This is a genomic window from Alphaproteobacteria bacterium, assembly GCA_041396705.1.
Lineage (GTDB): Bacteria > Pseudomonadota > Alphaproteobacteria > CALKHQ01 > CALKHQ01 > CALKHQ01.
The window spans coordinates 106,502-119,670 of sequence record JAWKYB010000007.1; the positions used below are offsets into that span (position 1 = coordinate 106,502).

General features: G+C 72.9%; 12 protein-coding genes. 6 read left to right on the forward strand and 6 right to left on the reverse strand.

Annotated elements, in window-relative coordinates; all coding sequences use genetic code 11:
* The first annotated feature begins 37 nt into the window (after positions 1-37).
* From R3F55_11605 to R3F55_11625, 5 genes are all read left to right on the forward strand, one after another.
* Entirely contained in the window at positions 38-1,798 is a 1,761-nt protein-coding gene (locus R3F55_11605; GenBank protein MEZ5668057.1) for a divergent polysaccharide deacetylase family protein, read from the forward strand.
* An 8-nt stretch (positions 1,799-1,806) separates the two neighbouring features.
* Entirely contained in the window at positions 1,807-2,325 is a 519-nt protein-coding gene (locus R3F55_11610) for an RNA pyrophosphohydrolase (protein ID MEZ5668058.1), read from the forward strand.
* Between the two features lie 54 nt (positions 2,326-2,379).
* The gene (locus R3F55_11615; protein MEZ5668059.1) at positions 2,380-3,165 is read left to right on the forward strand and encodes a putative metalloprotease CJM1_0395 family protein; all 786 of its coding nucleotides are present in this window, start codon (positions 2,380-2,382) and stop codon (positions 3,163-3,165) included.
* 119 nt (positions 3,166-3,284) lie between these two features.
* Entirely contained in the window at positions 3,285-4,328 is a 1,044-nt protein-coding gene (locus R3F55_11620) for an alpha/beta fold hydrolase (GenBank protein ID MEZ5668060.1), read from the forward strand.
* Positions 4,329-4,628: 300 nt separating this feature from the next.
* Complete coding sequence (locus R3F55_11625) at positions 4,629-6,068, forward strand: PASTA domain-containing protein (GenBank protein ID MEZ5668061.1); 1,440 nt, start codon at positions 4,629-4,631, stop codon at positions 6,066-6,068.
* A 27-nt stretch (positions 6,069-6,095) separates the two neighbouring features.
* Here R3F55_11625 and R3F55_11630 read toward each other — a convergent pair whose 3' ends face one another.
* The 4 genes from R3F55_11630 to R3F55_11645 form a co-directional block, all read right to left on the reverse strand.
* Positions 6,096-7,199, reverse strand: a complete 1,104-nt coding sequence (locus tag R3F55_11630; protein ID MEZ5668062.1) for a DNA methyltransferase — start codon at positions 7,197-7,199, stop codon at positions 6,096-6,098.
* An 88-nt stretch (positions 7,200-7,287) separates the two neighbouring features.
* On the reverse strand, positions 7,288-7,914 hold the full coding sequence (locus R3F55_11635) for a ribonuclease HII (GenBank protein ID MEZ5668063.1): 627 nt from the start codon (positions 7,912-7,914) through the stop codon (positions 7,288-7,290).
* A gap of 88 nt (positions 7,915-8,002) precedes the next feature.
* Positions 8,003-9,166 (reverse strand): PA0069 family radical SAM protein, encoded by a 1,164-nt coding sequence (locus R3F55_11640; protein MEZ5668064.1) that lies wholly within the window; start codon positions 9,164-9,166, stop codon positions 8,003-8,005.
* Between the two features lie 288 nt (positions 9,167-9,454).
* Positions 9,455-10,432 carry a LysR family transcriptional regulator gene (locus R3F55_11645; GenBank protein ID MEZ5668065.1) on the reverse strand — a complete coding sequence of 326 codons (978 nt, stop codon included), beginning with the start codon at positions 10,430-10,432 and terminating at the stop codon, positions 9,455-9,457.
* Positions 10,433-10,605: 173 nt separating this feature from the next.
* Between R3F55_11645 and R3F55_11650 the strand changes: the two genes are divergently transcribed.
* Positions 10,606-11,199, forward strand: coding sequence for a DUF924 family protein (locus R3F55_11650; GenBank protein ID MEZ5668066.1), 594 nt, complete (start codon positions 10,606-10,608; stop codon positions 11,197-11,199).
* Between the two features lie 37 nt (positions 11,200-11,236).
* Here R3F55_11650 and R3F55_11655 read toward each other — a convergent pair whose 3' ends face one another.
* Complete coding sequence (locus R3F55_11655; protein ID MEZ5668067.1) at positions 11,237-12,292, reverse strand: phosphotransferase; 1,056 nt, start codon at positions 12,290-12,292, stop codon at positions 11,237-11,239.
* Positions 12,289-13,164, reverse strand: coding sequence for a hypothetical protein (locus tag R3F55_11660; protein MEZ5668068.1), 876 nt, complete (start codon positions 13,162-13,164; stop codon positions 12,289-12,291). Before R3F55_11660 ends, R3F55_11655 begins: the two co-directional genes overlap by 4 nt.
* Between the last annotated feature and the right edge of the window lie 5 nt (positions 13,165-13,169).

Genomic DNA, 13,169 nt, shown 5'->3' on the forward strand with positions numbered 1-13,169 from the left:
CGCACCGCACTGATCGCCGCCTGGATCGTCGTCCTCGGTGGGCTGGCGGGCGGCGCGGCCTATCTGCAGGTCCTCGGCCCGCCCGAGGCCGGCCGGCGGCCACCGTTCCGAAGCGGCGCCGCCGTCGAGCGAGCCGCCGGCGCATCTGGGCTCCGACCCGCCTGCGCCCGGCGCGATCGAGGCGGAGGAGCCGCATGCCGCGGCCGAGCCGGACCACGCGCCGGCGCCGGCCGGGCCGGACGAGGCCCATCACGAGGGCGAGCCGGCGGCGCTGGCCGATGCCGGCCACGGCGCCGAGCCGCCGCCGCAGCTGCCCCGCCTCGACGTCCCCGCCGCGCCCGACGCGGCGCCGGCGGGCGACCACGGCGCACAGCCGGCGCCCCCGGCCGCGGCCGACGCCGCGCACCAACAGACGCCGCCGGCGCTGGAATCCGGCCCGGCGCCGCCGCTGCTGACCGCGACGCTGCCGGACGCAACCCCCGGCATGACCTATCAGGCGCCGCCGCCGGAGGCGTTCCACCCGACGACGGACTGGCCGGTGCAGACGCCGAGCCTGCATGGCCCGATGCCGATGCTGGAGCGGCAGCCGATCGATCTGGCCGCGCTCGGCGCCCCGCCGGCGCCGGAACAGCACGGCACGCCGGACGCCGCCGACGCCGCCCATCCGCCGGCTGGCGACGCGGCGGATCCGGCCGGGCACGATCAGCCCGGCGCGACCGCGGCGGAACCGTCGCAGGCCGTACACCCCGAGCCGGAGCACGCTGCCGAGCCGGCTGAGCCCGCCCACGCCGGCTCCTCGGACGCGACCGCCGCACCGGAGCACATGGCGGACGACCACGGCGCGCCCGACGCGGCGCCGCACGAGCCGCCGCCGGCGGACCATGCCGACGCGCCGCCGGTCGAAGGCCACGACGCCCCGCCGGCCGCCGAGGCGCAGCACGATGCACCCGCGCACGAAGAACCGGCGCACGCCGGCGCCGGCGACGGCCACCCGGCGGAGGTGGCGGTGGCGGAACAGACCGACGCCGGCGCGCATCCGGCCGAGCCGGCCGAGGCCGCGTCGACGGTGGTGGCGGCCCAGGACCAGCCGCACGGCACCGACGGCGGCACCGCCGCCGAGCCCGGTACCCGTGCGGTGGTCGCGGTCGTGATCGGTGGCCTCGGGCTCAGCGGCGCGGCGACGGAAGCGGCGATCCAGCAGCTGCCGGCGGCGGTGACGCTGTCGTTCTCGCCGTACAGCGGCCGGCTGCAGGACTGGATCGCGCGGGCGCGCGCCGCCGGCCATGAAGTGCTGATCGACCTGCCGATGGAGCCGGCGGACTTCCCGAACAGCGACCCGGGTCCGCAGGCGCTGATGACGTCGCTGGACAGCGCCACCAACATGCAGCGGCTGGACTGGGTGCTGTCGCGCGCCGAAAGCTATGTCGGCGTCGGCAGCTTCATGGGCTCGCGCTTCGCGGCCGACGCGGCGGCGATGCGGCCGGTGCTGGACGCGATCAGGGCGCGCGGCCTGCTCTATGTCGACAACGGCCAGGCGCTGGGCAATGTGGCGGCGTCGCTCGGCGCGGAGATCGGCCTGCCCGTGGTGGTCAGCGACCTGCGCGTCGACCGGATGGCGGCGCGGCCGGTGATCGACGAGGCGCTGGCGGAGATCGAGGCGATGGCGCTGAGCGACGGCGCGGCGATGGCGTTCGGCACCGCCTATCCGGTGACCATCGAGCGGATCGCCGCCTGGTCGCAAGGCCTGGCCCGGCGCGGCATCGCGCTGGCGCCGGTCTCGGCGCTGGTCGGCCGCTGAGCGCCACGGTGGCAAAGGGCACGACGCCGCGGGACGCGGGCTATCGCCGCTGCGTGGGCGTGATGCTGTTCAACGGCCGCGGCCAGGTCTGGGTCGGTCAGCGCGCCGACCGTGCCGAGCCGGCCTGGCAGATGCCGCAGGGCGGAATCGACAAGGGCGAGGCCCCGGAACGGGCCGCCAGGCGCGAGCTGTGCGAGGAGATCGGCCTGGAGGGCGCGCTGCTGCTGGCCGAGGCGCCGGGCTGGTACACCTACGATTTTCCGCCCGGCGTCGGCCGCGGCCGCCACCGCGGCCAGAAGCAGCGCTGGTTCGCCATGCTGCATCGCGGCGACGACGCGGCATTCGACCTCGACGCCCACTCGCCGCCGGAATTCTCCGCCTGGCGCTGGGTCGGCCTCGACGAGGCGGTGGCGCTGGTGGTGGCGTTCAAGCGCCCGGTGTATCGCGCGGTCGCCGCGGCCTTCGCCGACCTGCCGCGGCGGATCCGCGAAGGCGCGGTCAACCTGCCGTTAACCTGCCGAGGCTAGCATGGCGCTGCCCGCAGGATTGCGGGCCGACCATGGCAGAATGCAGGGTCCAGGATGGACGCGGTCTTCACCGAGCTGACCGGCGGGCAGGCCGCCCGCCACGCCACCCCGTCGCGCACGGCGTCGGCGCCGATCGGCGAATCGACACCGCCGACCCCCGAAGCGACCGTCGACGCGATCCGCGGCGACAAGATCAGCCTGTCGGCCGCGGCAGAGGGCGCGTTGCGCCGCGATGCCGCCGGCAAGGACGGCGAGACGGCGAGATCCGACGATACCGACAAGGAAGGCCAGCGCGGCGCCGCGCAGAAGGGTGTCGACGGCGAGCCGCTGAGCGACGACGAGCAGCGCGAGGTCGAGCGCCTGAAGGCGCGCGACCAAGAGGTCCGCACCCACGAGCAGGCCCACCAGGCGGCCGGTGGCGGCCACGCCGGCGCGCCGAGCTACGAGTACGAGTCCGGTCCCGACGGCAAGCAATATGCGGTGTCCGGCGAGGTGAAGATCGATGTCGCCGCGGTGCCCGGCAACCCGCAGGCGACCATCGACAAGATGGAAACGGTGAAGCGGGCGGCGCTGGCCCCGGCGGAGCCTTCGGGCGCCGACCGCGCCGTGGCGGCGAAGGCCGACCAGGCCATCCTGAAGGCCCGGCAGGAACTTCGCGAGCAGGCCGCACCGGAGAGCGGCGAGGCGCCGGCGGGGCCTGGGTCGGACGCAACCGCTGCGGCCGACTCCCGGACCGTCGAGGCGCGCCCCGGCGCCCCGCTCGCAGGCCAGGTCGAGCCGGTGGTGCGGGCGGCCGCTGGTGGGCCCGAGCGCGGCAGTCTGCTGTCGCTGGTCGCCTGAGTCCGCCCTCCGGCCCGGCGGCGCGCCGGGACAGATCGCCAAATTCGCACCATGTTTCGCCGGCAGTGATAGGATCGCGCCGGCCTGCCGGTGCAAATGGCGAGGGACGCGGAACGACGATGCGAACGGGTCGGGCAGCCGATGCAAGGCGTGGCGGTGCGGGCAGGCTGCTCGCGGCCGCGCTGGTTCTGCTGGCGGCCGGCTGCGCGCCGCGCACCCAGGAGATCGGGCCCGACATCGTGCAGCCGCGGCTGCTGGCCGACGCACTGGTCACGCCCGACGGCGATGTGCTGCCGGTATCGGTCTGGCAGCCGGACTCGGCCTATGCCGCGCCGACCGCGGTGATCCTGGCCCTGCATGGCTTCAACGATTACAGCAACGCCTTCGCGCGGCCGGCGCGGGCCTTCGCCGGTGCCGGCCTCCTGGTCTATGCCTACGACCAGCGCGGTTTCGGGGCGACCCGCGAGCCCGGCATCTGGCCCGGTGCGGACGTACTGGTCGCCGACGCCGAGCGGGCCATCGCCATGGTGCGCGCCGCCCATCCCGACCTGCCGCTATATGTCATGGGCGAGAGCATGGGCGGGGCGGTCGCCACGGTCGCGGTGGCCCGCAGCGCGGTGCCGGTAGCGGGGCTGGTGCTGGTCGCGCCGGCCTATTGGGGCTGGCGCTCATTGACCACCGTCGAGGGGATGTCGCTGGAGCTGCTGACGTGGCTGGCGCCGTGGCTTCCGCTGACCGGGCAAGGGCTCGACATCACCCCGTCCGACAACATCGAGGTCCTGCGCGAGATGGCGCTGGACCCGCTGGTGCTGAAGGAGACGCGGGTCGACAACCTGTTCGGCCTGGTCACGCTGATGGACGTCGCCTACGACGCGCTCGGCAACCTCGACGTGCCGGTGCTGATGCTCTACGGCGGCAACGAGGACATCCTGCCGTCCAGCGCGGTGCAGGCCGCGGTCGACCGGCTGGAAAGCTGCACCGGCGTCTCGGCCGCCTGCGCGCCGCGGGTGGCGTTCTACGAGCACGGCTATCACATGCTGCTGCGCGACCTGGATGCGCCTGTGGTGCTGGGCGACATCGTCGCGTGGGTCGCGGATCACCGGCGGCCGCTGCCTTCGGGCGCCGACGGCGGCCACGCACAAGGCACGGCATCGCTGCGCTGACCCGGCCGGCCGGTGCGCCGGTCCCGTCGCGCGTGCCGGAACGGGTGGCCGGGCGACTCGTGCCAAGCGTCCGATCCGACCGCCGCCGCGCGGACGCCGATCAGCGGCGATTTACGTCTCTTGCACGCAATACGGCGATGATGGTGGAAGCTCGGCGAGGCGGGCCGCTCGACCGGCACGTGGCCGGGTCGACGTCAATCCGCCCTGCTCCGCCGACGAATCTATCGTTCTTCCGCTCCTTCGTCCGCCCCTGGACCGCCATCGACGACACGCACACGCAGTTCGCGAGGACCGACGACGATGCCGACACATTTCCTGCGGACCCTCCCGCTCGCGCTGTTCGCGATCGCCTTGGCGGTCGCGGCGCCATCTGCCGCCGCCCGCGCCAGCACCCCGCTGGTGGTGTTCCAGCCGGTCGGCGCATCGCTGTTCTGCGACGGCCAGCAGCGCGCCGGCGACGACATGCGGGCCGGCTGGCAGGTCGCCGTGCCGCCGGTGGCGCCGGGCGACATGCCGCGATGCGTGCTCAACCTCGTCGCGCGGTATGTCGGCGATCCGCAGGTCCCGGCCGCACATCATGGCATCGAGGCGTTCGACGGCCTGTGGCGCAGCGGCGGCGAGGTCTCGTTCCGCACGGGAAGCGGCAATGTGGGCGGGCTACTCGCCAACGAGCTCGGCGCGGGCAGCCTCGGCTCGCGGATCCAGGTCGTCCGTCCGTTTGCCGGCGCCGACGTCTATCAGGCCTCGATCCATCTCGACGTGCTGGCACCGGCTGCCGGCGAGGCACGGTTCGAGTGGTTCGCGCGGACGCCCGACTACACCTACCGCAGCGGCGCATTCGCGGTGACGATGGCGACGATTCCGCGGATAGCCGGCGCCGACGCCGTCATCGGCGGCGGTCCGGCGCCCGAGATCGAGATGCGCTCGATCCCGTCGGTGGTGGGAATGACCCTGGCCGACGGCGAGCCGCGGATTGCCAATTTCGCAGGCCAGGGCAGTTTTCGGGTCGCGGTCGTCGACATCGTCACGGTCGACCCGGCGGTCGTCGGCATCATCGCCGGACAGGACCCGCCGGGCGGCAGCACGATCCCGGTCGGTTCGACGGTGACGCTGCAGGTCTATCGGTTCGACCCCGCCCGCGCGGTCGTGCCGCCGGTCGCCGGGCGTCCGGTGGCCGAGGCCCGCGCGAATATCGGGCGCGCCGGCCTCGCCGTCAGCCAGACCGACTTCGTCGCCTGCGCCGGCGAGCTGCGGTACGACAATGTCGATCAGTGCCGCGCACGGGCCGGCCTGGTCGCGACGCAGAATCCGCCGGCGGGATCCATCGTGCCCGCGGGCAGCACGGTGCAGATCGGGGTGGCACAGTGGCCGGAGCCGCGCCCTGTGCCCGACACCACCCGCGGCAACGACATCGGCGCATGGTGGCCGGACGCGGCGGAGACGCTGCGCGCCGCCGGCTTGTTTGCCCGGATCTCGCCGGTGATGCACATGAACTGCCGCGCATTCGGCACCGTGTTCAGCCAGCGGCCGGCCGGCGGCACGGTCGTGCCGTTCGGGACCACGGTCGAGATCGCGCTGTGCGGCGACTGCCTGAGCTGGAACGACGGCGGCTTTCACACCGGCATTTTCGATTTCGACCGGTGCAACCAGGACTTCGCGGTCACGCTGCTGCCGCTCGGCATGGACGTCGATGCGATCGTGCCGGGCAGCTATCCCCATCCGCGCCACGCCGCGCCCTGACCGCAGCCGGGCGCACGCAAGCGCGGCTCAGTTCAGCTCGGCGCGCAGGCGCTGGCGCAGCAGGTCGATCGGGTGGTGCCGGCCCTGGTGCTCGAAGTGCCAGAACATCCAGCCGTTGCACGACGGTGCGCCCTGGGCCAGGGCGCCGATCTGGTGGATCGAGCCGCGCTGGCCGCGATAGAGCAGGGCGCCGTCGGCCGCCACCCGCGCACGCTCGGTCCGGCCCGGGTCGGTCAGCTCGGCGCCGGGACGCAGCAACCCGCGCTCGACCACCCAGCCGAACGGAATTCGCGGCTCCTGGCGCTTCGACGGGGTGTGCAGCAGGTCGGCATCCTCGACCGGCGCGATCCCGCGCAGCCGCTCGGTCGCGAGCGTGACGTAGTCGGGGTCGCGCTCCAGCCCGATGAAATGGCGGCCGAGCTTGCGGGCCGCCGCGCCGGTGGTACCGGTGCCGAAGAACGGGTCGACGACGACGTCGCCGGGGTCGGTCGACGACAGGATCACCCGGTGCAGCAGCGCCTCGGGCTTCTGGGTCGGGTGGGCCTTGTTGCCGTCGCCGTTCTTCAACCGCTCGGGCCCGGAGCAGATCGGCAGCACCCAGTCCGACCGCATCTGCAGGCCCTCGTTCAGCGCCTTCATCGCCTCGTAGTGGAAGGTGTAGCGCGAATCCTTGTCGCGCGCGCACCACAGCAGCGTCTCGTGCGCGTTGGTGAAGCGCTTGCCGCGGAAGTTCGGCATCGGGTTGGTCTTGCGCCAGACGATGTCGTTCAGCAGCCAGAAGCCCAAATCCTGCAGGATCGCGCCGACCCGGTAGATGTTGTGGTAACTGCCGATCACCCACAGCGCACCGTCGGGCTTGAGGATGCGCCGGGCGGCGGCAAGCCAGGCGGCGGTGAAGCGGTCGTAGTCGGCGAAGCTGGCGAACTGGTCCCAGGCGGCGTCGACGCCGTCGACGCGGGTGTTGTTCGGCCGGTGCAGCGTGCCTTCCAGCTGCAGGTTGTAGGGCGGATCGGCGAAGACCAGGTCGACGCTGGCCTCGGGCAGCGCATGCATCGCCGCCACGCAATCCCCCTGGATCACGCGGTCCAGCGGCAGGACGGACCTGATCTTGTCGCGCTTTCGGGCCGGCATGGCGCGACCATGCGGGACTGTGGATAAGTGGTCAAGATGGATTACTGTTCAGAATCAGGTTCTTTTGGCTTGCGCTGCGCACGCGGGTTTAAAAAAGGGCCGCAACCGGAGCAAAGCTGCGCCGGTGATGCGGCGTCGGCCCGTGCCGGCCGAGTGCCGCCAGGTGCTCGGCGGTGCCGTAGCCGGCATTGCGCTCCCAGCCATAGCCCGGATGCGCCGCGGCCAGGGCGGCCATCAACCGGTCGCGGTGCACCTTGGCGACGATCGACGCACAGGCGATCGACAGGCTGAGCCCGTCGCCGCCGACCACGGTGGTGCAGCCGATTCCGCCATCCAGACCTGGGTCGCGGTTGCCGTCGACCAGCGCATGCGCCGGCCGGCACGGCAGCGCTGCGACCGCGCGGCGCATCGCCAGGTGGCTGGCGCGCAGGATGTTGAGACCGTCGATCTCTTCCACCTCGGCGACGCCGACCGCCCAGGCGATCCAGCCGGCGCCGGGCGCGGTCAGCAGGGCGTGCAGGGCCTCGCGGCGCCGCTTGGCCAGGGTCTTGGAATCGTCGGCCTGCGCCAGCACCGCGGCAGGGACCGCCGCCGGGTCGAGGCAGACGGCTGCGGCGACCACAGGCCCGGCCAGCGGGCCGCGGCCGACCTCGTCGATGCCGCAGACGATATGGGCGGGCGCACCGGCCGCCCGCTCCAGCCGCAGGTCGGGCATGGCCGATTCGCTCCAGGCCGTCGGGGCGGCCAGGGTGCGGCACCGTCCGCGACGCGGTCAAGCCGGTGCCGGCTTCGCCGCTATCGGCTCAGAACAGGGCGAGCTGCCGGTCCTCCGCCCGTGGCGGCGGGCGGAACAGGCCGGTCTCCAGCGGCCGCCATGAGCGGTTGAGGCCGTATTTGCGGCAGGCGACCGCGAATCGGGCGGCCAGCATGTCGGCATAGGGGCCGGCGCCGCGCTGGCGGTGGCCCCAGGCCGCCTTGTAGGCGCGGCCGCCATGCGCCTGGCGCAGCAGCGCGAACACCTTCTTCGCCAGGCCGGGCCGGTGCGTGTCCAGCCACTCGCCGACCAGGCCCTCGATCTCCAGCGGCACCCGCAGCAGCACATAGCCGGCGCCGGTGGCGCCGTGCCGGCTCGCCGCCTCCAGGATCGCCTCCAGCTCGGCGTCGTTCACCGCCGGGATCATCGGTGCGGCCAGCACCGAGACCGGAATGCCGGCCTCGGCCAGCGCCGCAATCGCCTGCAGCCGCGCCGGCGGGGTCGGCGCCCGCGGCTCCATCGCCCGCGCCAGCGCCGGATCGAGCGTGGTCACCGACACGGCGACCGAGGCCAGGTTGTCGGCGGCCATCGCGCGCAGGATGTCGAGATCGCGCAGCACCCCGTGCGACTTGGTGACGATGCCGACCGGGTGGCGGCAGTCGGCCAGTACCTGCAGCAGGCCGCGGGTGATGCGCAGGCGCCGCTCGATCGGCTGGTACGGGTCGGTGTTGGCGCCCAGCGCGATCGGCGCGCAGCGATAGCCGGACCTGGCCAGCTCCTGGCGCAGCAGTGCGGGCCCGTCGTGCTTGGCGAACAGCTTGCTCTCGAAGTCCAGGCCGGCCGACAGCCCGAGATAGGCATGGGTCGGCCGCGCGAAACAGTAGACGCAGCCGTGCTCGCAGCCGCGATAGGGGTTGAGCGAACGGTCGAACGGGATGTCCGGGCTCTTGTTCCAGGCGATCACCTTGCGGGTCGCGTCCGGCGCCACGACGGTGCGCAGCGGGCCGGGGTCGGTGTCGTCGCGCCACGCCGGCCAGCCGTCGTCGACCGGCTGGCCCTGCAGCGGCTCGAACCGGCCGGACCGGTTGCTGAGCGCTCCGCGCCCCGGCGGCGGCTTCGACTGGCCGGCTGCCTTCGCACCGGTGCCGCGGGCCGGGCGGCTGGCGCGGACCGGCTTGGGCGAACGGGTTGACTCGCGCTGCGGTCCGGTCATGGCGTCCATCCGGGCGATGCCCACAAGATACCCGTGCGTTCACGGAACAAACCATGAAAATACCAATCTGTTGGTGCCGTCAAGCCGAGTCGGAAATGGCCGAATCGCGCGGTTTTCCGACTCGCCCGAGTCGCGCGCCGAGTCGCTGCCCCATTTCCGCCACAAAAGACGCAAGATGTTGGCGCAATCGGGGAACGTTCCGGGAACTCGCCGAGTCGCTTGTTGGTCGGTCGAATCGGGCGAACGTCCGCCGCATGCGGCGGACGGCCGATCGCGCGGTCGGGCTTCCTAGGAGGCCGGCTTGCGGTCCGCACGCGGGCTTGATGCCGGGCCGGCGCAGTCGAGCACCGTATCGTACAGCCAGGCGATGCCGGCGTCCGCCATCGCCGACCGCGGCACGACGACCCGCATGTCGCCGACGGCGACAGACAGCGGCAGCGCGGCGGTATCGAGCCCGAACCGGGTGGCGAAGGTGACGGCCAGCCGCCGCGGCATCGCCGCGACAAGGTCGCTCTCGGCGAGCAACGCCAGTCCGATCATGAAGTTCGGTGCGGTGACCGCGACGCGACGGGTGCGGCCGTGCTTCTCCAACGCCTCGTCGACGAAGCCGAAGGCATGTCCGGGCTGCGAGACCAGCAGGTGCCGCAGCGCGCAGTAGTGGTCGAGACTTGGGTCGGTCGCGAACGCATGCCCCTTGCGGAACACCGCGACAAAATCCTCGCGATACAGCACCCGAGCCTCGAACCGCGCCGGCACGCCGTCGATCGGCAGGATGGCAAGATCGATCTCTCGCGCCTCCAGGATCGGCAGGATGCCTTCCCATGCTCTCTCTGACAGGCGCCCGCGTCCGGCGAGCAGGTGCCGCAGGCCGATGTCGACATCCGGTGCCTTCCGTCGAACGTCGTCGAGCAACGCACGGCTGACGACCGCCAGCACAGCGTCGGGCGCGCCGATCAGGAACCGCCGGGTCGACGTCGCCGGATCGAACCCATCGGCTGTGGCTATGACGCCGCGCACGCGGGCCAGGATCTCGCCCACCGGGCCGGCCAGTTCTTCCGCACGCTCTGTCGGAACCACGCCTTTCGGCGTGCGCAGGAACAGCGGGTCGTTGAGCAGCCGCCTGAGCCGCCCGAGACCGTGGCTGACCGCCGACGGGGTCAGGTTCAGCCGTGCGGCGGCCCGACCGACATTCCGCTCGCGCAGCACCGCTTCGTAGAGCACGAGCAGGTTCAGGTCGACGCGCGATAGATCAATTTCGTTCAGCATATCGTAGAAATCGTATCACTGGACTCAGCTTGTTGCCAGCGACACCCTGAGCCTTGGCAACCGCTGCCCCGTCACACGCGAAGACGCGACGCCGCGGTGGCTCTCCCGCCGGCCGGTCCCTTCGGTCCCGGTCGGGTTGGATTGCGGACAGCGTGCCACATCAGGAGATCCGGATGACTGCGCAAGCGCTCCCCTTGTTTGCCGACGCCGGGACCGATGCCGGCGGGACCGACGCATTGCGCGACGCCTTGATTGCGTTCTGGCGCGAAGCCGGACCGCAGAAATGGTTCGCCAAGGACCCCGCCTTCGACGTTGTCTTCCGCGACCGGTTCGCCACCGCATATTCCCGGGCGGTACGGGGCGCTCTGAACCGGTGGGCGGACTCGCCCGAGGGCGCGCTGGCGCTGGTGCTGCTGCTCGACCAGTATCCCCGCAATGCCTTCCGCGGCACCCCGTGGATGTATGCGACCGATCCGATCGCGCGGCTCGTATCCGAGCAGGCGCTCGGGCGCGGCCTCTGGGAGCGGGTCGCGGACGACGTCCGCTTGTTTCTGCTTCTCCCGCTCGGCCATTCGGAGGATCCCGCAGACCAGGAGCGGTCGGTGACACTGGCCGACGCATGCGTGCCGGCCAGTGCCGCGCGTGCGCGCCATCATCGCGACATCGTGCTGCGATTCGGCCGGTTTCCGCATCGCAACGCGATCCTTGGCCGAACCTCGACGGCGGAGGAACGGGCTTATCTCGAAGCCGGCGGCTATGCCGGCTGATCCGTTGCGCCTGGCCTGCTCCGCCGGCTGCGGGCCGTTACCACCGCGGCAGGATCGCCTGTATCCCGCGCAGCGCTTGCGGTGCCAGCGAGCTGGCGACATGGGCGGCCATGTGCGCGCGCAGCGGCGGCGGCAGGTCGGCCGCGCTCCACGGATCGCCGGCAAGGCCGCTGCGCGCGCGCCAGCGGGCGAACCAGGTCACCGTGCGCAGCCAGGTCAGCCGACGCAGGGGCGCAAGCCACGGCCGCACCGCATCGGCCACCGGCGCAGGCACCGCCGCCAACCAGGCGGACTCGAATGCGGCGACGTCGGCGGCGGCGACAGAGCCGGCCACCCGGCGGTCCCAGCCGGTGGAGGTCGGCAGGGTGACGTGGGCGATGTCGATCGCCGGCTGGCCGTAGGCCGCCTTTTCCAGGTCGACGAACCAGGCCTTGCCGTCGGCGTCGACCAGGTAGTTGCCGGGATGGGCGTCGCTGACCACCAGCGCCTGCAGGTGCGGCGGGCGGCCGGCAGGCAGGGCCGGGGCGGCGGCCTGCGCCATGGCGATCTCGCCGCGGATCAGCGCCACCGAGTCGGCCGCAAGGTCGGCCCGGTCCAGCCAGGCGGCCTGCTCGGCGATGGCGGCCAGGGTGGCGCCGACCGGGTCGGCGTGCAGCGGCAGTGGCGCGAAGGCGGGCGGCGCCGGCAGGGCGTGGATGGCGGCGAGGCAGCGGGCGATCGCCGGCAGGTCGTCGGGCAGCCGCGGCGGCCGGCCGGCGACGGCGTCGACCACCAGCCCGCCCATCGGCCAGTCCGCGCTCGGCTGCAGCAGGCCGTGCAGCCGCGGGGTGGCGCCGCTGGCGGCGGCGCGTGCGAAGCAGGCCGCCTGATAGGTCAGGTTGTCGGCGGCCGCGCGCCCGCTCTGGCTCATCCGCGGCAGGCGGACCACACGCCCGGCGCCGCGGATGGCCACGTGGTCGTGGGCGACGCCGGCCGCCGGCAGCGGCACGAGATCGGCCGCGGTCGGCGCCGCGGCGGTGCCGGCCAGGCCGGTTTCGGCGAGTGCCGCGGCGAGCCGGGCCAGCCGCGGCGCCGGCCAGCCGGTCGCGGTCACGTGGACGCCTTGGCGCCGAGCCGGCCGCCGGGCCCGGGAATGCCCGTGGTTTTCCAGTAGGCGAAGCCGAGCGCGGTCCACAGCGCCGCGTCGGCCACCGCCTGCACCGCCAGCATCAGCACGGTGCCGACCAGCGGCACGCTTGCCAGCACCATGCCGAGCAGCAGGGTCGGCACCAGGAAGACGAGGCCGACGATCAGGGTCAGCACCAGCAGCTTGAAGGCCTGGCCGCGGCTTTCCTGCCAGGCCCGGCCGAGGCCGCCGGCGAGCCCCATCGCGGTTGGCGGAAACACGAAATAGAGCCGGGCGCCGATCCACAGCGCGAGCCCGATTCCGCCGAGCAGGAACAGGGCCGCCGCGGCGCCGCCGATGACGCCGCCGATGCCGGCGAACAGCATCAGGATCGCGGCCATCAACGCCGCAACGCCGAGGGTGTAGCCGAGGAAGCGCAGCTCGCGCGGGCCGAAGCGATAGCCGGGCCGCACCGGCTCCGCCTGCGGTCCAAGCAGGGAATAGCGCAGCCAGGCGACCTTGAACGGCAACGGCACGATCAGCAGGGCCAGCACGGAGATCAGGTTGACCAGCAGCACCGGTCCGAAGTCGAGGCTGTGGCCGGACGGCAGCGAAATGACCAGCCCCTGGATGGCGACCTCGATGTCGGGGTCCGGACCGGTCTGCGCCAGATAGTCCTGGAACGCGGCCATGTCGGCCTGGAACCGGGCCATGTGCTCGGCGGTGGCATAGTCGATCAGGATCAACGCGCCGACCAGCAAGCCATAGGGCACCACGGCCAGCACGGCCATCGCGCGCAGCTGGCGGAACAGGAAGCGCAGGCTCTCGCTGAAGACCTCGCCGATGTTGAATGTGGACATGGGGC